The sequence below is a fragment of the Ornithinibacillus proteolyticus genome (assembly GCF_039581225.1).
Taxonomy (GTDB): Bacteria; Bacillota; Bacilli; order Bacillales; family Amphibacillaceae; genus Ornithinibacillus; species Ornithinibacillus massiliensis.
Genome location: NZ_JBCPXV010000053.1, coordinates 1 through 18,823, shown reverse-complemented (window position 1 = coordinate 18,823; position 18,823 = coordinate 1). Strand labels below are relative to the sequence as shown.

The window sequence follows — 18,823 nt, the reverse complement described above, 5'->3', positions numbered from 1 at the left end:
AAGTACTCCTCCAGTCTTTTTATGGTTTGTGGTCAACTACCATTATACAAGATTTGGGGAGGTACTTCTTTTTTTATCTCTTAAACCCCTTGATACACAAGGGCTAAGAATTATGAAATTCATTCAAATAAAAAAACATCCAAACCAATTTATTTAATCTCCGAGTTTGGCCACCGATGAATTAAATATTACAAAGAGAGCACAGAAAAGCTTGAAATGGAAAAGGAAGAGCTGGAGGCAAAATTAAAAACGTTCTGCTTTTTCTCTTGCTCCATCAACATGATCTAGTATCCATTTCACCTTTGTACCGGAAAAATATGCATCAATTAATAAGCCGGTTTTTTCACGGAATGTATCATTATGTCCTTGTTCTTCTAATTCTTTACAGATGTCTGCTGTCTGTCTGGATTGCCAGACGATCGCATGATAAATTGGTTTCCCTGTTTCTTTGTCCCACACAACTGTTGTTTCTCGTTGGTTTGTAATTCCAAACGTGAACGAATGCTTGAAAACCTGCCTACGGAGACGATTGAATACCGTTTATTCGATGAGGACCAGGTTTGTTCGTGTTGCGGTGGTACGCTGCATGAAATGAGCACGGAATTGCGTAAAGAATTAAAAATTATTCCAGCACAAGTAAAAGTGACGGAACATATTCGCCACGTTTATAATTGTTATTGTGAGCGCAATGAAATAGAGACACCTATTCAAACTGTATCGATGCCACCTCCTATTTTCCCGGGAAGTCTAGCATCTCCATCGGCAATGGCATATACGATGGCACAAAAGTATCTAGAGGGTATGCCTTTGTATCGCCAGGAGAAACATTTGGAACGCAGCCAGCCAGTGTTGGAGGATTTTTCAGTATAGCTTCGTGAACAAACGCCTCTTGTACTGCCAAAAAGCGCACTTGGCCAAGCCCTTAAATATTGTCGTAACCAGTGAGAATGATTAGAGTCATTCCTAAAGGATGGTCGTTTGGAGATAGATAATAACTGTGCAGAACGGCCAATCAAACCTTTTGTGCTGGGACGCAAGGCCTGGATTATTAGTAACACTACAAAGGGGGCAAAGTCTAGCGCCTTTATTATAGTCTTGTAGAGACAGCTAAGGAAAATGGATTAAATCCATTTAACTATCTTAGCTACTTATTCGAGGAGCTTCCTAATATGGATACGACAGATAAATCTAAGCTAGATCAGTTCTTACCTTGGTTACCAGCTATTCCAATGGAATGCAGAGTACCTAATCAAGCTAAATAAATCATAACATTAGTCCGCATCTCGAGAATAGGTGTGGACTATTTCACGATTACAGAATAAACGTTCTTATTTCCGGCAATTTTTTAACGAAATTTATCTACACACCAATTTGGGTATCTATCATAGGAAACTTTGGGTTTCCTATAGCAATAACAGTTTATTTATTTGTTAGATTCGAACGAAAGTTAGGGGAGTTAGAGAAGGTAATAATTAATTTATCTGAAGCTATCAAAAAATTAACAGTTAAATAAAACAATAAGTTGATTTGTTGGTTTATATTTTTGCTTTGTTCCCTCTTTCTATAACAGATGCGCATCAAAATAAATAACAAAAGGAGAAATTCATTTATGCCACTAAGAATAAAATTATGGCACCAAACGAGGCTTTAGCATTACGAGAGATACACATAGGTCTGCTTGGGAAGTCATAGAGGGTGACACAAATAATACAGAATTAAAAACTGCTTTACAACTAGCAGGTATGACTATATCTAAATTCCAAAAATTTATAGGTCCTATTGGAACTTTTTCGTCAATTGTTGACTTAATTAGGGATTCAACCTTCTCCTTGAAATCGAACACCCTTAACCCCCATTCAGCTTTATTGTTTTCCATAAATTTAATAACCTCTTCTCTTGATTTGTCCCTCATAGAACCACTCTTTGAGATAGCTTTGTAAATTAGCACATTATCCCAGACATCTAATTTCACTTTAATCCAGTTAGAAATCTGAAATAATGTGCCGACTTTTTCACTTTAATTCAGTTTTGAAAATTAATATGCAAATTCTTTCAGACGCGCATTTGAAAGAAAATCCCCCTAAAAAGGGAGATTAAATGCAGGTATTAAATCCATTTGTAAAACACGTACCCTATACACTTCAAATAGGCTGAGTGTAAATGTGACTTCATTTTCAATCGTTATCAACCAGTCAGGGCTATCTTTCTCCATACAAGTTCTAAAATAACGATTCTGAATACGTATTTCAACTGACATTCCTTGTACTATTTCATAGGCTTGCTGACCAATCCATATATTCCATTCTTGCTTACCAAAATCAAAAAACATGATTCCACGACGCATCATAAACCACCCTCTTCGGCAGCCAGGCGAACAATTTCTTCATCTATTTGTTCTTTCTTCAGTTGCGCCCCATATAAAAGGCTATTGATAGTTAATGTATTAATAACTCGAGGCCATCCTTGGGACCGTAGAGCGATTGCCTCAAAGGCAGTTGCTGTGAAAATAGGCATTTTGGATCCTGCCATTTTCAAATGGTGATCAATATAGGCGGATACATCCTCTTTACTTAATGGCTGTAGTTGATACCTCATGATGACTCGTTGGGCTAATGGTCGATGGTGATTCAGATTCAGTCGCGTTTTTAAATGTGGCAAGCCCGCTAATATAAGGATAAAAGGATTCGTTGAATCCATCTGAAAGTTAAAAAGAATAGCTAGATCCTGTAAAAAGGCATCTTTTGCCATATGCATCTCATCTAGAATAAAGACAGGTGTAACCTTGCGTTCCTGATCCATTCGTTCAATTCCTTGTTGGATTTGGCGAAACAGATCCACTTTACGAAACTTCGGATCCTCCCCCAAACCGTAAGCCAATCCCCGATAAAAGTCCATCACGCCACCCGTAGACAATGGGAAGTAAACCACATGATATAATGCTGGGTTAAGGGACTCCTTAAATGACCGCAAAGTAAATGTCTTTCCAGCACCGGGATCGCCGATAACTAACCCAATCCCTTTGGATTTCCGTAAATATTCCAGTCCATTCAATGCCTCCTGATATCCTGCGGACGGGAAGGCTTCTGCTTGGTTCATATCTTTGGAAAATGGTGTTTTTGCTAGGGAATAAAATGATTTATACACGATTCATTTCCTCCCCCTGATCTGTTGTTTCCGATACGGCGAATGGCGATTGTCTTCGCTTAATATGAGCGTTGTCATGCATAGAGACTGGAACGGCTTCTACTACCTTCTTTCCATCCTTGAAAATATAGACAGCTTGTTCATCCATTCTAACTTCAATCTTTTGACCAATATAGTGAGAGGGTACCTCGTATAATTGTTTGTCCAACGTAATTGTACCATCCAATTTTACCTTTCTTTCTGCCCGTTTTAAGAAAATGGTATCTAAAATGGATAGGTCCTCTAAAAATGTGATATGATCTAGTTGGGAATGGAACACTTCGTGTGGTGTTTTCCCATCTAGAGAGGCATGTGGCTTTCGGTGGTAATCCTCCTCAAGCCACTGCCAAAAACGTTCATTTAATTCCTCTAGGGAATGAACCGGATCACTTTTTAACAGTGGATAAAAACGTGTTTGTATGGTTTTAAATAATCTCTCGATTTTCCCTTTGCTTTTAGGATCATAAGGCTGCGTGTGTGCTAATGTAATCCCTAATTGGGCACATGCATATTGCAGCGTATCAGACCGATAAATTTTGCCGTTATCCGCATAAATGATGGTCGGTTTCCCACGTCGTATCAACGCTTCCCTCGTCACTTCACGCAATCCATCGAATTTCTCGGAAGAGAAAAATTGTGCGTAAGGTACAAGCCTGGAACAGTCATCAATATATGCAATAAGAAACGTTTTCTTCGCTTTTCCATTGATTTGAATATATGGACCGTGTGACAAATCCGCCTGCCACAATACATTGACCTTATCGTGGGCAAATCGTTTCCGTTCTTTTTCTGGATGATAGCTCGTATGATATCTACCAGCTAACTTATGTTCTTTTAGGAGCCTATTGATGGTGGCGTATGAAACGTCGTGCTTTTGTATTTCCCCACGTTTAATCAGTTGGTCGTAAAAAACACTGACAGGCATATGGAGAAATTCCCTTCGTATTTCTAAAATATGATCCTTATCATCTGGCGATAGTCTTCTAGAATCCCCACGATCGGAACGCCTTTTTGGTTTCAAAGCATCAAAACCATTCCTACGGTAATGAAGAAGCCATTCTTGCATGGTTTTAGCTGCAACCTTCCGTTTCCCATAGTAAGGAACCTGGTGGATTTTCCCCTCCATTTCTTGAAAATATTCCTTTGGCTTCATTTGCCCATTCAAAAGTGGGGCAATCAAGCCATAACGAAATAAAGCAATTTCTTCCCGTGTTTTCTCATTCATGAATTTTTCCTCCTTTTTATAAGAAGGACAACCGGTTATCCATTGCTTTTATTCTACTTTTTTCATCAATAGTTTCATAGGCAAGACTTATGTGGGATTAATACTATTTTTTTATTACGAAAAATATGGTAAAATTAATTTGCCCATAAAGTATGATGATAAATGACCCCAGCTCCTTCGAAAGAAGGATGATTCTCCAAAATCAAGGATCATTTTCATATATTTTAGGGCTTCTTTTTTGAGTCTTTTTGAAAACCCCAATTGATGCCCTAAATCCACAAAAAAGCTATGTATCCAATGAAGCTGTTCATAAAAGCGTCTGACGTGCTGGGCTAATTGCTGACGGCTTTCATTCACTTTCTTCCCCTCCAAGAAACGAAGTACCCTATCAATAATCGTATGTAATGTATGTTGGAAATAAGGAATAAGAAAATCAGGTAAAATAGAGATATTGACCTTGCAAACCAAGCATTTGAAACGACAAATTGGAATCCGCAGTTCCCTTTGTTCATCTATTCCATAGCGCCAATAGAAGCCGTTACGATGAAGATTTCCCTGTGAAATGCAGTTACAATTGGGGCATCGGTCAAATGTTGGAAATTCATTCTCTTTTTCCCTTGCCCCATACTCTTCAAGGCCAATTCCAAAATTAAATGAAATGATCATAAAAAAACTCCCCCTTATAATATGCAAAAAATTTAGCATATTGTGTCAGGAAAGTACAGTAATCATACTGGAGGAATTTGATTTAAATAGGCCAATTTTGGATGGGATAAAGTGATGCTTTACATTATTATTTTCTTACAAGTAGTGCTACACACTCCACATGCGTAGAGTGCTAGATGTAGACAAACCATAGCAAATATTGCGGAGCAGTAGAATTCACCTTAAAACAGTAGCAAAAATATAGCTCAATCCTTATATGGTGACACTAAAATATGCAATCCTTTTTCGCCACCATAATCCCACATTTTCACCCACGGATATGTATTAACCGGTAACGTAAACAACCTTTCTTCATTTGGCTTTATTGGAGTACCGTCACCCTTACAGCCATGAGTAAATGTTGCTGGATGAATACTGACTATTCTTCCCGTGTCATTGTAATACTTAAACTTCATAAAATGCAATCCCTCCCAAAGGGCATCATTTATACACCCCCATATTTTCCCATTATCTCTATATAATCACTGTATTTACTTTTGACCTTTCGTATTCGCTCCAGTTACATCTAATACCTTTTTCTTATAAAATTCACCGTTTCCTTACAAACTTCCAAAATTATTGTTGAAATTTGGAATAAGAACATTGTATTTCTTCTATAATACTATATCTTTACAAAAAGAAAGGGGTTGTGCCCATGGACAAAGACACATTCTACACAATGGAGCCATCGAAAAGAGTCATCGAGGTAAACCAACTATTACAAAAGTATGATTTGAGAAAAGTGGCGGAAGTTGTTGGTATCAAATACAGCACTTTCACAAAAGAAATGAGGGTTGGTGATTATTTTTATCACCAGTCGGACAAGCAATATTACCCTTTTGTGCGATCAGAGGACGAGCGAAAAAAGGCCAATGAAAAGGAAGAATTATCAGAGATTACGTTTATCCAAAAGAACCTAGACACCCTTAAAAATATCGTTCAGCTATACGAGAAAAACAAGTTGATGTTATTTGATGAACGAATTTATGGTAAAGATGCGCAAGGTTCGTCAATAAAAGCATCAAAATGAACACTGATATTTACGAGGAATTCAGCAAATTTAGTGATGATCAATACCCTCATCTAAAAATGCAAGATTTGATAGCTCAGGCATTAATCAACTTCATGAATTCCTACAAGCATTAATGACGAAAGAGCCAAAATTGGTTCTTTCGTCATTTTGTATATAAAACTCATTGAAGTGTATCGCCTCAATCACAACTAGAAGCCTCCATTTTGTCAATTCATTATCATTCTCCTTTATTCATTTCCAAAAGGAAAGAACAAAAAAGACTAAAGGCTTCGTTCTTTTATCTGCTGAACAACTTTATTCTTAAAACCTTCTAAAGGTTCATTCTTTGACTGTTTTTCCCCATATTCTCTTACATTTATTGTTTCTTCTTTTACTTCATTGTCCCCTACAACTGCCATGTACGGGATTTTTTGCATCTGTGCTTCCCTTATTTTATATCCAAGTTTTTCATTACGATCATCAATTCTCACTCTTATACCTAAATTCCCCAATTCCTTTTGAATACTAAGACAGTAATCCAAATGAACTTTTGAGACGGGTATTATTTGTACCTGTACTGGTGCTAACCATAACGGAAAAGCTCCAGCAAAATGTTCAATCAGAATTCCAAAGAAACGATCAATAGAGCCAAAAATAGCCCGATGAATAACAACAGGACGAACCTTTTCATTTTTTTCATTTACATAAGTAAGGTCAAATTTTTCAGGCATTTGAAAATCAAGTTGAATTGTTCCACATTGGTGGCTTCGTTTTAAAGCATCTTTGATGTGAAAATCAATCTTTGGACCATAAAACGCTCCGTCCCCCTCGTTTAATTGATAGTCAACATTAAGAGTATCAAGTACATTTCTTAATGCTGTTTCAGAGATTTCCCAAAGAAGATCATCACCCAATGAATCCTCTGGACGAGTCGAAAGTTCAACCGAATAATCAAAACCGAATGTACGATAAACCTGATCAATTAAATTGAACACCTGCTTAATTTCACTTTCAATTTGATCCTCTCGGACGAATATGTGAGCATCATCTTGACAAAATGTACGAACCCTAAGCAACCCATTTAATGCACCACTATATTCATGACGATGAACTTGGCCAAACTCTGCCAATCTTATGGGGAGATCTCTATAAGAGTATAGGTTATTTTTAAATATGAGCATATGCCCCGGACAATTCATCGGTTTCAAAGCAAATTTTGTGTTATCTACTTCTGAAAAATACATATTTTCATGGTAATGGTCCCAATGGCCTGATTTCTCCCATAGTTCTTGATTCATCATGAAAGGCGTACGAACTTCATCATAATATGCACTGCTTTGTATTTCTCTGGAGAACCTTTCCAATTCATTCCTTACTATTTGTCCTTTTGGCAAATAAAATGGCATTCCTGGAGCTTCCTCCGAGAACATAAATAATTCTAATTGTTTCCCCAACTTTCGATGATCTCGCTTTTCTGCTTCTTCTAGGAAGTTCAAATGTTGTTCCAAATCTTTTTTATTTTTAAAAGCAACTCCATAGACTCGTTGTAGAACATCATTATCACTATCTCCCCGCCAATAAGCACCCGAGACTCGTGTCAATTTGAATGCCTTTATGAAACCTGTAGAAGGTAAATGTGGGCCACGGCAAAGGTCAATGAATTCTCCTTGTTTATATAAAGTAATTTTTTCACCTTTAGGAAGGCCTTTTAATATTTCTATCTTATATGGTTCATCGTTTTCTTCAAATAATCTTTCGGCTTCTTCATAAGATACTTCTATTCGTTGAATCCCAAAATTTTCATTTATGACTCTTTCCATCTCTTTTTCGATAGCATGTAGGTCATCTGAATTCAAACTTTGCTCCAATTTCATATCATAGTAAAATCCATCTTCAATAACAGGCCCTATACCCAATTTCACATTGCCAAATAATCTCTTTACCGCTTGTGCTAATACGTGTGCTGTCGTATGACGTAGTACATGTACTCCCTCTTCCGAATCCAGCGTTAGAACAGATAGACTTGCGTCTCGGTTTAACTCATAGCTCAAATCTACAATTTGATTATCTACTTTTCCCGCCACTGCATTTTTCCTTAAACTTGAGCTAATAACCCCTGCAACCTTCTCTACAGTAGTACCTACAGGAAACTCCTTTACCTTCCCATCTGGAAATTGAATCCTTACCATTTCTTCACTCATCGTCAAAACACTCCTTTATCATTTTGTTAAATAAAAAAACACACTCATCCCTAGAAGAGGGACGAATGTGTAATCCGTGGTTCCACCCAAATTTCCATAAGGCTGTAAGTAGCTTTATGGCTTATGGTGCTGTAACGTAGCATTTACGGCATTGAATACTTGATTCCTCAATACAGCTCAAAGGTGGTAAGTTACTCTCCTGCGTTAGGAAGATCTCAGCACAACTTCCCTCTCTGTAAACCGTTAAAAGTAACTCATGTCCTTTTCATAGCAATTATTGTAATTCTTTTGGCACAAATAAAAAAACACACCCATCCCTAGAAGAGGGACGAATGTGTTATCCGTGGTTCCACCCAAATTCCCATAAGGCAAAATATACCTATATGGCTCTGGTGCTGTAACGTAGCATTAACGGTATTGGATACTTAGATTCCCCAATACAGCTCAAAGGTGGTAAGACAACTGTCCTGCGTTAGGAAGATTTCAGCGTAACTTCCCTCTCTGTAAACCGTAAAAAGTTGCTCATATCCTTATCGTAGCTATTTTAATAGTCAAATGAATTTTGATTTCTTCATATATTACATTATCTTAATTCATTTTGCAATCCCTTTTTGGTTAGGAACCCCACTCTTTAAATTCTAACAGATTACGAATTCAACACTTTCGCAACCATTATTTAGAGGATAAATAGGTTTTTCAGTTGATTTGGGAAGTCTTTATGTTTTTTTGTTGATGCTCAGCACCCTTTGCTCCAACAACAGCCAAAGGTAAAATGCTTTTGCGATAAAGGATGTAATCCTCACGTTTATTTTTCTTACGAACATGCTTCTTTCCCTTTACAAGTATACGACCCGCTGTAAAGGAAACCTCTTCACGAATATGCTTATGTAAATCCCACCCTGTTTGTATAAGGGCGGGAGTAATGAATTTCGTACATATATTACGTTCCGAATACTTTTTCCTCGTCAATCCGTTCCCCTCCCGACTGACTGGTGCTTTAACATATATTCAGTGGGAGGGTTAGATGTAGTTGGGGGATGGTTATCGTAAAAAACAGGTTGTCCGTCTTACACTAAGTACAAAATTGGCTTTATTAACATTACTAGAATGAATCACGCTTTTTCTCATCTTTCTCGATTTCCTCGAATAGCCACCTGTGTTTCTTCAATAATTTCATTTTATACTCTTCACCTATAATGGATAATTGAATGTTTATGGGGTATTGACCTGCACGAATCCAATTAATATCCCCTTCCGATAAGCAATGCCACTCGCCCCTTACTCCTTTATCCTTAAAGTACCGTTTAAAATGTCTTTCCACAATCAAGGGGTTGTCTGTTTCAATAGTATGTAACTTGACAACTTCATAGGGGCCGGTATTTATTACCTGTAACCTTCTATCCCAATCGTTTGACTTGCCTATCTTTACCAACCCGCCTTTAGTCTCTTGAAAAAAATAAACGCCACACTTTGATGCCATTTCCAAGCACACTCCTTTGAAAAAATGAATTCAGTAGGAGTATTTGTGAACAATTTCTATTTTATTCATTCGAGTAAATTATTTAGTGTTTCCTACTATTACTATTTTCATACCATTTATTATAGTCAATGGTTTCCTTTGCCGAATTCACTTTCCCTTTGACTATAGTATGTGTAAGTGTTAACATAAAAGATTTCCCTTTTTACCTAATACTCCACTTGATATAATTACAAATAATAGAACATCAAGCTAGTTTCGATAAAACAAAATCGAAGGAGATGTAAAGGTATGTTAGTTTCACATCCATTCAGGGATTTTGATGGAAATTATGACTATTTTTTCGTTAACAGATTCGGAAAGCTATCTTGCATTAAAAGCGAGAAGAAGTTAGAGGTTGGTTCATTGATGTTTCTAGAAGCCTTTCCAGCCGGTGATTATTTATTACGAGTAACTGAAATGACCCAAGAAGAAGGAAAGACAATCATTGAATGGGAGTCAGCAGACGCAACTATCTGTATGCAACAGATTCCGGAGGGGGATTGACTGTAATTTTTCGGTTTATACAGTGGGGAAAAACAACTTCATTATAATCACCAATCATTATATTGGAAAAGGAACAAGATCGCCCTTTTCCATTGTTTCTTTTGTAGTGGCTCTCAAAATTCAAAGGGATTTTTGAAGGTATTTGGAAAATCCGTGCGGTTCTTGGGGGGATGAGGATTGGATTGACCCTAATATTTTCAAGGTCACGAAGGTATAGTCGATATGTGGGCTTTGATATACCTTTTTTAAGAGGAGTATCAATATTACCCTTGGAGATAGAAATGAGGAATGCTCGGAGTTTTTCCTTTTTCAATTTTGAAAAAGAACTATTTTCTATAATTTTTTCCGCTTCGGTAATTTTGTAATAATCACCTTTGTGGACAATTGGCAAAACGTGTTTTTTCAAATATTGTTCAGATAAAGCATTCGAAAAGTAAGTCCTTAGTTTCTTCGATCTACCTGTCCCTTTATCGTCTCTTGTCATTCCGTTCAAATGTTCATTTTTCAATCTCAGCTCGTATCTAACTCGATTGCGGTCATACGACTCTATTTTTTCCCCTTTTGCTTTCCGTTCATCCTCCTTACTGTAGATGAAAAGTTCAACACTCTTGCATTTATGGTATTGTGATGTTTCATATTTGATTGGATTACCATTTTCGTCCTTTCCCCATTTGACCATTTCTTTAAAGCCATACTTTTTGGTGTATTTTTCAAACAAGTGAAACAACAACTTTCTTTCATTAGGATTTGGTACCACTGCATCAAATCTATAGTCGATTCGTGTAAGCCGATGAGAATTAAAGTATGAGGCATGGCCAAAGTGTTTAATCAAAAAAACTCGAATATCCGCTTCTACTGCATCATAGTCGTTGTCTGTAATGTTACTCCTTCCAAGTATTTTGATAGCATCGACTTTCAAATGAAGATACCAAACTCCTTTTCCTTGGGAGCTTATCCACCTGATTCCATAAGCGGTAAACCTATCTTTTACTTTTTGATTCAAAGCTATTACAGCAGCACCAAAATGTTCATATTTGTCTACTTTAACTCCATACTTGTAAAACAAGTGTCGTACGTCCTCATAATTTATTGGCAATAACATTTCAAACGAATGTAACATCATTCATCAACTCCTGTATTTTTATTTTGGGACTATGAAAAGTCCACACTATCAATAGATTTCCAACATAAAATTTTCCCAAGCCGAACCTATTTAAAAGACCCTCATCACATTGCAGGAACGCAATGTGGAATTTAGTTTTGCTATTCTTCAAGAGTTTTCCAAAGAAAGACAGTTATAAGAGAAGTTGTATACTCGCTTTTTGAGGAAAATTTAGGGAAGCTGCTTTACGTTGATAGTTTAATTGTATGATTTGCTGAAGGAGCAATAAAGGTATTGTGGGTCTATATTGTTCTAGTAACTTTACAGATGATTTATAACGGTAATTCGAAAAAATTTGTACCCTCGAACCTAATAACTTTGATTTTTAATTAGGAGCTTGGGTATGATTAACTTACAATCCAAGGTTAAACACCCTCGAACCTATTTTCTTAGGTGTTTCCCCATCTCCCACATACAATTGGATTGCATCAAAAATAAAAACAGCAGGAGGAAAACATAATGACCCTCGAAAGAATCTTCAATAACCAATCCCCAATTACCCTCGAAGACATTTTCCAATCCATCTTGAATGAAAAAATTGACGAACTCATTAAGGAATTCTATGATAATACTAAGGTGAATTCCACTGACTCTTCTAACAAGAAAGGAGAGGATGTGGCATGAGATCAGCAATTTACATTCGTGTCTCAACAAACAAAGAGGAACAAAAACAGTCCCTTGAAAACCAAAAAGAATTGTTTATGAATCTATTATCCGAGAAGGGATGGGACTTATTTGATATATATTTAGACATTGAGTCTGGAACGAAATCAAAGAAACGTCCCGCTCTAAAACGGATGATTGAAGATGCAAGATTGAAGAAGTTCGACATTATTTTGGCAAAGGAATTATCCAGATTAGCCAGAAATGGACAATTATCTTATGAGATTAAAAATCTAGCAGAAATTCAAGGTATACACATCCTCACCATGGATGGTGCTATTGACACACTATCGGGAAATACTCAGATGTTTGGACTATATGCTTGGATGTATGAACAAGAATCCCAAAGAACAAGTGAACGTGTGAAGACCGCTCTACAAATCAGAGCAAAGATAGGAAAATTTAAAGGTTCCATTCCACCCTACGGATACTATGTTGAAAATGGAATTTTAAAAGTCAGAGTTGACTCTACTCCCGATGTTGTACGTCGAATATTCAACTCTTATCTTTCAGGAAAGGGATTTGACAGAATTGCAAGGGAGCTACTAGAGGAAGGCATACCAACTCCTTCTGAAATTGCAGGAAAGAGAAATGCAAGTTCACTTTGGCATGGATCTACAGTTAGAAAAATACTAGAAAATCAACATTACATCGGTAATCTAGTTCAACAAAAGGAAACTTCAATTAGTGTAACAACTGAAAAACGAAAAAAGATTGACCCAGAAAATTATGTTGTCATCAAAAACACACATGAGCCTATTATCTCCAAAGATGATTTTCATGTTGTTCAACAGTTAATCTCTGAAAGAAAACGTAAACGACCATATGCTAAAAAACACCTCTTCACAAATATTTCCTTTTGTGCTGATTGTGGTAAGAGTATGCACTATAAAGCCAATCGTAAAGGTTATATTTGTGGGGCATACAATAAATATGGTCATACAAAATGTTCAGATCATCATGTAAGGGAAGATAGACTGATTGAAGCAATTTCAAATGATATAAAGCAAATGTTTTCAGCACTCTCAACAAAATCTATTCAAAAAGACATTGAGAAAAAGATTGCAAACTTCATTCAGCGGGATCAAAAACTACTCACTAACATTCTCAAGGAGATAGAAAACATAAAGAAGGACAAAACGGCTGCACTTCGCATGAAAATACGGGGTGAAATACAAGATGAAGAATACAGATTGCTCATTGAGGATAATGGTATCCAACTCGCTAAATTGAATGAGGAAAAGTTAAAATTAGAACAGGGATTACTTCAACAAAAACAAACGATTGATTTTACAAAACTAATCCAACAAATTGAACGGTTTGTTCAAAACCCTGTTCTTGACGAAGAAATGCTTCACAAACTAATAGAAAGAATTGAAATAAAAGAAGATGGGAGTCCGAGAATCCATTACCGATTCTCGGACCCTTATATATCTTCTATTTTTTTACGAGCAACGCACAGCACTCCACGTGCGTCGTATGCGGGAATAAATCAACCGGCTGAACTTCTACTAGTTCATAACCAAACGGCTCTAGTTCCTTAATATCAATTGCAAATGTATCAGGATTACAAGATACATAGACAATACGTTCTGGCTGAGCACGACCGATTCTGCGCATTACTTTTCCACCAGCACCAGAACGAGGTGGATCTAATAATAGAAGCTCAGGGATACCAAAGCTCTCTAGCACTTCATCAATTCCACGTCTAGCATCTTTTGCTAGGAAGTATGTGTTCGAGATTCCATTATCCTTCGCGTTACGTTTAGCAGATTCAATAGAGGTTTCGACGATTTCTATTCCCGCTAGCTTCCCAACTCGGCTAGCAAATGGAAGCGAGAATGTACCAACACCACAGAATAGATCAATCATTTTTTCTGTTTCTTTTGGTTTCCCCATTTCTAGTGCCAATTCGACTAGCTTTTGCGCCTGTGTTGGATTTGTTTGGAAGAACGTATCAAACCAAATACGGAAGCGATAATCTAGCATCTCATCATAAATGAAGTCGCGTCCTGCTAGAATATGGGATTCTTCTGCTTGAGTACGGTCACCCCAGTCGGTATTTTTAAACCACATTAGACTCTTTACTTTAGGGAATTTGGTAGTAATTCTGTCTTCTAAATCTTTCGCTGCCACTTCTAGTTCCCCAGTAGGACCCTCCGTAGCAAATAGACCTAACATAATTTCACCAGTTGCAAATGACTGACGAACCATCAGGTGGCGTAGTAAGCCTTCATGGGTATCCTTATCATAGCCTGATAATTCATGAGCTTTAGCCCAGTTAGCAACCTCCATTGTAGCTTCTACCATATCCTTACCAGCAATTAGGCAAGTTTCTAAAGAAATAATCTTTCTCCAATTTCCTAATTCGTGAAGCCCTAAATCGCCTTCCTTAGAAAACGTAAACTCCATCTTATTCCGGTAATGCCACGGATTGTCCATGCCAATGGTGTCATGAACGAGACTAGGATCAAATCCTTGCTGTTCCAAGACTTTCTTTACATGATTTGTTTTTTCATTTAATTGCCCTGTATAGGTCCAGTGCTGCCATACACAACCACCACATCGTTCAAAATGCGGGCATGGAGGCGCTACTCGTTCTGGATGTGCCTCTACAATTTCTTCCGGCATAACTCTAGTTCTTCTTCGGTCTGGCTGTCCCACTGTAACACGTACCTTTTCACCCGGTAATGTTTGTGGAATCGTAAGCTTTAGCTTTCTAGGATTAACCTCGCCAATATCACGCCAAACAACCGCTCGACCCGAACCTTTTTTATCTAAATCATTTATTTCTGCAATATATGTTTCACTATTTACTGTCGTCAAGATTGTTTCCTCCTCTCACAGTCATTATCTATATAAACACTATAGTATCAATCTTAACAGTTCTATTTCTTTACATACTTTCCTATTATAGCGGATGAGAACTTAATTGGGAATTCCTATATTTATTTTAAAAGCCTGCTAGAAAAAAATAGCAGGCATATTCGGTATCATTCTGTTTTATTAAGACCAGCTAAAAATACCCTAATCATATAATGTAAACTATCATTTCGTTCAATAGGCATGCCAAATCCACCCTTTTGTTCTAGTGAGGAAAAGCCGTGCAAAATACTTCTAAATCCCCTCACCGCATGGATGGCATTTTCCTCTGATAATGGATAGGATTGAAATAGTGTAAGAATGAGGGTAAGTATTTTATTACTTTCTCTTTCTATTTCTTCATCCTTAGGCTTTGGTAACGCAATCGTGTATTCGTACAATCCAGGGTGCTCTCTTGTAAACTGAAGATAGGCATTAGCTATAGCAAATATAGCCTCATCCCCCGATTTTTCTCTTGTCGCATCGTTCATTCTTTGAAACAGTTTTTTCACTCCGAGAAGGGATAGCTCCCTTTTAATCTGGGGCAGCCCTTTTACATGGTTAAATAGTGATGGTGGGCGAACAGATAGTTCTCTTGCAATACCCGCTAATGTCACTGCTTCTGTTCCTTGATTATCTGCTATTTCAGCAGCAGTCTGAACTATTTGCTCTAAGTTAAGTCCTACTCGCGGCATCATCAGACTCCTTTCTCTATTTGACTCTCTGCCTCATTAATCGCCTTTTCCAAATTCGGACCTGGATTTTCAATCATGTCTCCATGTCCAACAGCTAATAATATAGGTTCTCTGGACATAATCTTCCTTGCACTTTCAAGAGCAATTTCTTTGTTCCATGTGCCAAAAGCAGGAAAAGGAAAGCTCCACACTAATTGTCCTCCAACCGCCATCCTTCCACGAGTTTGTAAAGCATCTCCTGCTATCATTATCCCATGTTTTGCAGCGAGTAATGAGATGGACCCCGGTGTATGTCCAGGAGTAGCAAGAACTTCAAGCGATCCTACTCGATCACCTTCCTTTAACAGGTGGTCAGCTTTCGTCGTTAAACCTTTTGGAACTCCACCTTTAATTGGCATTTGTGGTTCATCTCGATCCAATGAAACATCTCCCCTTAGTAATCTACTATCCCTTTCTGATATGGATACGATTATATTAGGAAATGTCTGCTTCAATCTATCCAAAGCCCCAACATGATCCCCATGTGCATGAGTTAATATAATATTGGTTAATGGCTTATTCAGTTCTTTAACCATTTTAACGATCCCTTTATAACTCCCTGGGATACCAGCATCAATTAACGTAAGCTCGTTTTCTTCCTCATAAATATAACAATTAACTGGAAAAACCCTCGGTAAAACCGTCAATTGATACAGATTCTGATAACGTACAACTCTCATCCATTCTTCCTCCTCATCCCTTTATATTCATACCAAACCGCAAAAACTAATACCATTAGTTTTAATGTAATTCATCGTCGCACCTTTTGCAAGCCTATTTTTGTAAATTTCGCTTAATCGCTATTGACAGATTCCAACCCCACTATTATAGTTATATACATGACTATATAACCGTATTAGGATATAACCAAATGAAGATAGTGGGCGATAAAATGAGCAAGGCTTTTGATCAAGATAAACCGATCTATATCCAGATTCGGGAAAAAATTGAAGATCAAATCATTAATAAACAGCTTAAAGAAGGAGAACAGGCTCCTTCGACCAATCAGCTAGTTAACTTCTATAAAATTAATCACGTCACCGTAGCTAAAGGTATAAGTCAGCTAGTTGATGAAGGAATTCTCTATAAAAAGAGAGGGATTGGAATGTTTGTTGCAGAAGGAGCAAGAGAAAAGCTTCTCCAAAAAAGAAAAGAATCTTTTATCGAAGACTACATTATCAAGCTCGTACAAGAAGCAGATAAACTGGAAATTACAGAAAGCGAGATCATCGGTTTTATTAAAAAAGTAAAAGGTCGTGATAAAGAATGAATGTAAAAGTTGATAAGCTTAGTTTAAAGTATGGGAATTATGCTGCCTTACAGGATGTATCATTCGAGTTAACAGATAAGAAAATCTATGGACTTTTAGGACGAAATGGAGCTGGAAAAACTTCTCTACTATCTATCCTCGCCTCATTTCGTGAACAAACCGCTGGCTCCGTTACCATTAATGGTGAGGAACCATTTGAAAATGCCTCTATTATGCAACAGGTTGCCTTTCTTTACAACAAGGACTATAAGGATGATACAGATAATATCAAAAAACTCTTAGATGGTGTGGCACGGTTTCGTCCTAACTTTGATCGTGAATATGCTGAATACCTAGTGAAACGATTTAAGCTCGACCAGAAGAAGGCTATTAAAAAGCTCTCTAAAGGAATGCAATCCGCTGTAAATGTGACCATCGGACTCGCAAGTAGAGCACCACTAACCATTTTTGATGAGGTGTATTTAGGAATGGACGCACCTTCTCGGGATATCTTTTATAAGGAATTGCTTGAAGACCAAGAAAGGCATCCAAGAACCATTATCCTTTCTACCCATCTTGTATCAGAAATGGATTATTTATTTGATGAAGTACTGCTATTGCATGGAGGAAAAATCATGCTTCAGGAGAATTATGATGCGCTTATTTCAAAAGGGGCAAAAATCACTGGTAATGCGGATGTTGTGGAGGACTTTGTTCAATCGAAACAATCGATTCATGAAGAGCGCTTAGGAGGAACCAAAGCGGTTACTATCTTGGGAGAACTTTCGGGAGATGAACGAAGAATTGCATCAGATAAAGGGATAGACATTGCACCAGTAACACTTCATGAGTTATTTGTGCATTTAACAAAGGAGGATGATGTATATGAAACAAAAAGCTAATTATCCTAAAGTTGCTTCTGATATGTTTATGGCTCTGTCCTCTTGGACAATTGCACTTTTAGGAGTAATGCTTATTGTCCAGATTATTAAAGGAATATCTCTATATATGAACGGAAACGAATTAGATACGTATTATAATGCTGTATTTGTAGCTGCTGGTATTTATATGTTTGTCATCGGAATATTGACTACGTTCTTTTTAGCCTATTATGTGGAAAATGGTGTGACGAGAAAGGATTACTATAAAGGTGCCTTACTCTCTTCAATTGGTTTATCCTTTATGATCCCAATTATTACATTAGTTATTTCATCATTCCTTCAGTTCCTATTAACGAGGATGGATATATTCACATTTAAAGCAGCTGAATTTAATACGTCTGCTTTAGATGTTGAGGCTCATATCGTTAGTGATATTGTACTGACATTTATTTTATCTCCTTATGTAGAACCATCGAGTAACTGGTTCCTATCCATTCTAGTTTATGCAATTAATATCTTTTTTTACTATTTAATAGGCTGGCTCATCGGTATGGGCTTTTACCGATTCAATACGATTATCGGCTTAGGTACTGTTTTAATCGGGTTTGTTATCATGATTGTTAAAGACTCCCTATTGCGCACTTCACTGGAACTACCAATTCCTGACCGGATAATTACTACAGATTTTATTCCCGCTAGCATGTCAGAAATTGTTCTGATTGTCTTAGGATTGGTCTTGATTATACTAATCCGTTATTTCAGTAAAAATGCTCCTATCAAAATTTAACCTGATAAGGAGGCTGGGACAAAACCAGCCTGTAAGTAATAAAAAACTGGTTCCAAGCGATTGAAAATTGCTTGGAACCAGTTTTTTGAAATCATTTCCATTTCCTAAACTAGATTTACCCATTTTGGCGGTATAC

At 37.2% G+C, this 18,823-nt stretch carries 20 protein-coding genes, 3 pseudogenes and 2 other annotated features; of the genes and pseudogenes, 10 read left to right on the top strand and 13 right to left on the bottom strand.

The features are described from left to right. Positions 1-252 precede the first annotated feature (252 nt). Positions 253-489 (bottom strand): annotated as a pseudogene (locus AAIB49_RS17195) (FGGY family carbohydrate kinase); the annotation flags it as partial. A gap of 102 nt (positions 490-591) precedes the next feature. Here AAIB49_RS17195 and AAIB49_RS20030 point away from each other — a divergent pair. From AAIB49_RS20030 to AAIB49_RS20020, 3 genes and pseudogenes are all read left to right on the top strand, one after another. Next, on the top strand, positions 592-870 hold the full coding sequence (locus tag AAIB49_RS20030; protein WP_481857882.1) for an IS66 family transposase zinc-finger binding domain-containing protein: 279 nt from the start codon (positions 592-594) through the stop codon (positions 868-870). A gap of 81 nt (positions 871-951) precedes the next feature. After that, positions 952-1,262, top strand: a pseudogene (locus AAIB49_RS20025) (transposase domain-containing protein); the annotation flags it as partial. Continuing rightward, the gene (locus AAIB49_RS20020) at positions 1,259-1,513 is read left to right on the top strand and encodes a YvrJ family protein (RefSeq protein WP_481857884.1); all 255 of its coding nucleotides are present in this window, start codon (positions 1,259-1,261) and stop codon (positions 1,511-1,513) included. The pseudogene AAIB49_RS20025 and the gene AAIB49_RS20020, both read left to right, overlap by 4 nt. Before the next feature lie 567 nt (positions 1,514-2,080). Here the strand turns inward: AAIB49_RS20020 and AAIB49_RS17180 are convergent. The 5 genes from AAIB49_RS17180 to AAIB49_RS17160 all read right to left on the bottom strand — a co-directional run bounded on the left by AAIB49_RS17180 (position 2,081) and on the right by AAIB49_RS17160 (position 5,529). After that, positions 2,081-2,347: a DUF5348 domain-containing protein gene (locus AAIB49_RS17180; protein WP_339213335.1), complete on the bottom strand. Its 267-nt coding sequence runs from the start codon at positions 2,345-2,347 to the stop codon at positions 2,081-2,083. Then, positions 2,344-3,144: an ExeA family protein gene (locus AAIB49_RS17175; protein ID WP_339213337.1), complete on the bottom strand. Its 801-nt coding sequence runs from the start codon at positions 3,142-3,144 to the stop codon at positions 2,344-2,346. The genes AAIB49_RS17180 and AAIB49_RS17175 overlap by 4 nt, the downstream gene beginning before the upstream one ends. After that, positions 3,137-4,408 (bottom strand): IS481 family transposase, encoded by a 1,272-nt coding sequence (locus tag AAIB49_RS17170; protein ID WP_339213339.1) that lies wholly within the window; start codon positions 4,406-4,408, stop codon positions 3,137-3,139. Before AAIB49_RS17170 ends, AAIB49_RS17175 begins: the two co-directional genes overlap by 8 nt. A 114-nt stretch (positions 4,409-4,522) precedes the next feature. Next, positions 4,523-5,074 (bottom strand): DUF6431 domain-containing protein, encoded by a 552-nt coding sequence (locus tag AAIB49_RS17165; RefSeq protein WP_339213341.1) that lies wholly within the window; start codon positions 5,072-5,074, stop codon positions 4,523-4,525. A gap of 245 nt (positions 5,075-5,319) precedes the next feature. After that, a complete protein-coding gene (locus AAIB49_RS17160) occupies positions 5,320-5,529 on the bottom strand; it encodes a hypothetical protein (protein WP_343458723.1) in 210 nt (69 codons plus the stop codon). A 239-nt stretch (positions 5,530-5,768) separates the two neighbouring features. Between AAIB49_RS17160 and AAIB49_RS17155 the strand changes: the two genes are divergently transcribed. After that, positions 5,769-6,143 (top strand): hypothetical protein, encoded by a 375-nt coding sequence (locus tag AAIB49_RS17155; protein WP_343458721.1) that lies wholly within the window; start codon positions 5,769-5,771, stop codon positions 6,141-6,143. Between the two features lie 263 nt (positions 6,144-6,406). On the opposite strand, the gene thrS is transcribed toward AAIB49_RS17155, so the two are convergent. The 3 genes and pseudogenes from thrS to AAIB49_RS17140 form a co-directional block, all read right to left on the bottom strand. Further along, positions 6,407-8,314 carry a threonine--tRNA ligase gene (thrS, locus tag AAIB49_RS17150; protein WP_481857883.1) on the bottom strand — a complete coding sequence of 636 codons (1,908 nt, stop codon included), beginning with the start codon at positions 8,312-8,314 and terminating at the stop codon, positions 6,407-6,409. A 66-nt stretch (positions 8,315-8,380) separates the two neighbouring features. Further along, positions 8,381-8,604, bottom strand: a binding site (T-box leader). A gap of 43 nt (positions 8,605-8,647) precedes the next feature. Continuing rightward, positions 8,648-8,872: a binding site (T-box leader), on the bottom strand. Between the two features lie 186 nt (positions 8,873-9,058). Then, positions 9,059-9,295, bottom strand: a pseudogene (locus AAIB49_RS17145) (type I restriction endonuclease subunit R); the annotation flags it as partial. A gap of 133 nt (positions 9,296-9,428) precedes the next feature. Next, positions 9,429-9,806, bottom strand: a complete 378-nt coding sequence (locus tag AAIB49_RS17140; protein ID WP_343458717.1) for a GIY-YIG nuclease family protein — start codon at positions 9,804-9,806, stop codon at positions 9,429-9,431. 288 nt (positions 9,807-10,094) lie between these two features. Between AAIB49_RS17140 and AAIB49_RS17135 the strand changes: the two genes are divergently transcribed. Then, positions 10,095-10,349 carry a hypothetical protein gene (locus tag AAIB49_RS17135; RefSeq protein ID WP_343458715.1) on the top strand — a complete coding sequence of 85 codons (255 nt, stop codon included), beginning with the start codon at positions 10,095-10,097 and terminating at the stop codon, positions 10,347-10,349. On the opposite strand, the gene AAIB49_RS17130 is transcribed toward AAIB49_RS17135, so the two are convergent. Next, positions 10,315-11,472: a phage/plasmid replication domain-containing protein gene (locus AAIB49_RS17130; RefSeq protein WP_343458714.1), complete on the bottom strand. Its 1,158-nt coding sequence runs from the start codon at positions 11,470-11,472 to the stop codon at positions 10,315-10,317. The genes AAIB49_RS17135 and AAIB49_RS17130 overlap by 35 nt on opposite strands. A gap of 498 nt (positions 11,473-11,970) precedes the next feature. Between AAIB49_RS17130 and AAIB49_RS17125 the strand changes: the two genes are divergently transcribed. Both AAIB49_RS17125 and AAIB49_RS17120 read left to right on the top strand, forming a co-directional pair. Beyond that, entirely contained in the window at positions 11,971-12,135 is a 165-nt protein-coding gene (locus AAIB49_RS17125) for a hypothetical protein (RefSeq protein WP_343458712.1), read from the top strand. After that, positions 12,132-13,718: a recombinase family protein gene (locus AAIB49_RS17120; protein ID WP_343458711.1), complete on the top strand. Its 1,587-nt coding sequence runs from the start codon at positions 12,132-12,134 to the stop codon at positions 13,716-13,718. Before AAIB49_RS17125 ends, AAIB49_RS17120 begins: the two co-directional genes overlap by 4 nt. Here AAIB49_RS17120 and rlmD read toward each other — a convergent pair. From rlmD to AAIB49_RS17105, 3 genes are all read right to left on the bottom strand, one after another. Continuing rightward, positions 13,612-15,000: a 23S rRNA (uracil(1939)-C(5))-methyltransferase RlmD gene (gene rlmD, locus AAIB49_RS17115; protein ID WP_343458710.1), complete on the bottom strand. Its 1,389-nt coding sequence runs from the start codon at positions 14,998-15,000 to the stop codon at positions 13,612-13,614. The two genes, AAIB49_RS17120 and rlmD, sit on opposite strands and share 107 nt — an antisense overlap. 167 nt (positions 15,001-15,167) lie before the next feature. Continuing rightward, complete coding sequence (locus tag AAIB49_RS17110) at positions 15,168-15,734, bottom strand: TetR/AcrR family transcriptional regulator (protein ID WP_339216926.1); 567 nt, start codon at positions 15,732-15,734, stop codon at positions 15,168-15,170. After that, entirely contained in the window at positions 15,734-16,450 is a 717-nt protein-coding gene (locus tag AAIB49_RS17105) for an MBL fold metallo-hydrolase (RefSeq protein ID WP_339216927.1), read from the bottom strand. The genes AAIB49_RS17110 and AAIB49_RS17105 overlap by 1 nt, the downstream gene beginning before the upstream one ends. A 212-nt stretch (positions 16,451-16,662) precedes the next feature. On the opposite strand from AAIB49_RS17105, the gene AAIB49_RS17100 reads away from it, so the two are divergent. The 3 genes from AAIB49_RS17100 to AAIB49_RS17090 are packed head-to-tail and all read left to right on the top strand — an operon-like array spanning position 16,663 to position 18,687. Beyond that, positions 16,663-17,040 (top strand): GntR family transcriptional regulator, encoded by a 378-nt coding sequence (locus AAIB49_RS17100; RefSeq protein WP_339217854.1) that lies wholly within the window; start codon positions 16,663-16,665, stop codon positions 17,038-17,040. Next, positions 17,037-17,921: an ATP-binding cassette domain-containing protein gene (locus tag AAIB49_RS17095; RefSeq protein ID WP_343458709.1), complete on the top strand. Its 885-nt coding sequence runs from the start codon at positions 17,037-17,039 to the stop codon at positions 17,919-17,921. The genes AAIB49_RS17100 and AAIB49_RS17095 overlap by 4 nt, the downstream gene beginning before the upstream one ends. After that, positions 17,905-18,687 (top strand): hypothetical protein, encoded by a 783-nt coding sequence (locus AAIB49_RS17090; RefSeq protein WP_339216930.1) that lies wholly within the window; start codon positions 17,905-17,907, stop codon positions 18,685-18,687. Before AAIB49_RS17095 ends, AAIB49_RS17090 begins: the two co-directional genes overlap by 17 nt. The last annotated feature ends 136 nt before the right edge of the window (positions 18,688-18,823 follow it).

Excerpts from the sequence above, each read along its gene's own strand:
- AAIB49_RS20030 (WP_481857882.1), top strand. The coding sequence starts at position 592 with ATGAGCACGGAATTGCGTAAAGAATTAAAAATTATTCCAGCACAAGTA.
- AAIB49_RS17180 (WP_339213335.1), bottom strand. The coding sequence starts at position 2,347 with ATGATGCGTCGTGGAATCATGTTTTTTGATTTTGGTAAGCAAGAATGG.
- AAIB49_RS17170 (WP_339213339.1), bottom strand. The coding sequence starts at position 4,408 with ATGAATGAGAAAACACGGGAAGAAATTGCTTTATTTCGTTATGGCTTG.
- AAIB49_RS17165 (WP_339213341.1), bottom strand. The coding sequence starts at position 5,074 with ATGATCATTTCATTTAATTTTGGAATTGGCCTTGAAGAGTATGGGGCA.
- AAIB49_RS17160 (WP_343458723.1), bottom strand. The coding sequence starts at position 5,529 with ATGAAGTTTAAGTATTACAATGACACGGGAAGAATAGTCAGTATTCAT.
- AAIB49_RS17155 (WP_343458721.1), top strand. The coding sequence starts at position 5,769 with ATGGACAAAGACACATTCTACACAATGGAGCCATCGAAAAGAGTCATC.
- thrS (WP_481857883.1), bottom strand. The coding sequence starts at position 8,314 with ATGGTAAGGATTCAATTTCCAGATGGGAAGGTAAAGGAGTTTCCTGTA.
- AAIB49_RS17140 (WP_343458717.1), bottom strand. The coding sequence starts at position 9,806 with ATGGCATCAAAGTGTGGCGTTTATTTTTTTCAAGAGACTAAAGGCGGG.
- AAIB49_RS17135 (WP_343458715.1), top strand. The coding sequence starts at position 10,095 with ATGTTAGTTTCACATCCATTCAGGGATTTTGATGGAAATTATGACTAT.
- AAIB49_RS17130 (WP_343458714.1), bottom strand. The coding sequence starts at position 11,472 with ATGATGTTACATTCGTTTGAAATGTTATTGCCAATAAATTATGAGGAC.
- AAIB49_RS17125 (WP_343458712.1), top strand. The coding sequence starts at position 11,971 with ATGACCCTCGAAAGAATCTTCAATAACCAATCCCCAATTACCCTCGAA.
- AAIB49_RS17120 (WP_343458711.1), top strand. The coding sequence starts at position 12,132 with ATGAGATCAGCAATTTACATTCGTGTCTCAACAAACAAAGAGGAACAA.
- AAIB49_RS17110 (WP_339216926.1), bottom strand. The coding sequence starts at position 15,734 with ATGATGCCGCGAGTAGGACTTAACTTAGAGCAAATAGTTCAGACTGCT.
- AAIB49_RS17105 (WP_339216927.1), bottom strand. The coding sequence starts at position 16,450 with ATGAGAGTTGTACGTTATCAGAATCTGTATCAATTGACGGTTTTACCG.
- AAIB49_RS17100 (WP_339217854.1), top strand. The coding sequence starts at position 16,663 with ATGAGCAAGGCTTTTGATCAAGATAAACCGATCTATATCCAGATTCGG.
- AAIB49_RS17095 (WP_343458709.1), top strand. The coding sequence starts at position 17,037 with ATGAATGTAAAAGTTGATAAGCTTAGTTTAAAGTATGGGAATTATGCT.
- AAIB49_RS17090 (WP_339216930.1), top strand. The coding sequence starts at position 17,905 with ATGAAACAAAAAGCTAATTATCCTAAAGTTGCTTCTGATATGTTTATG.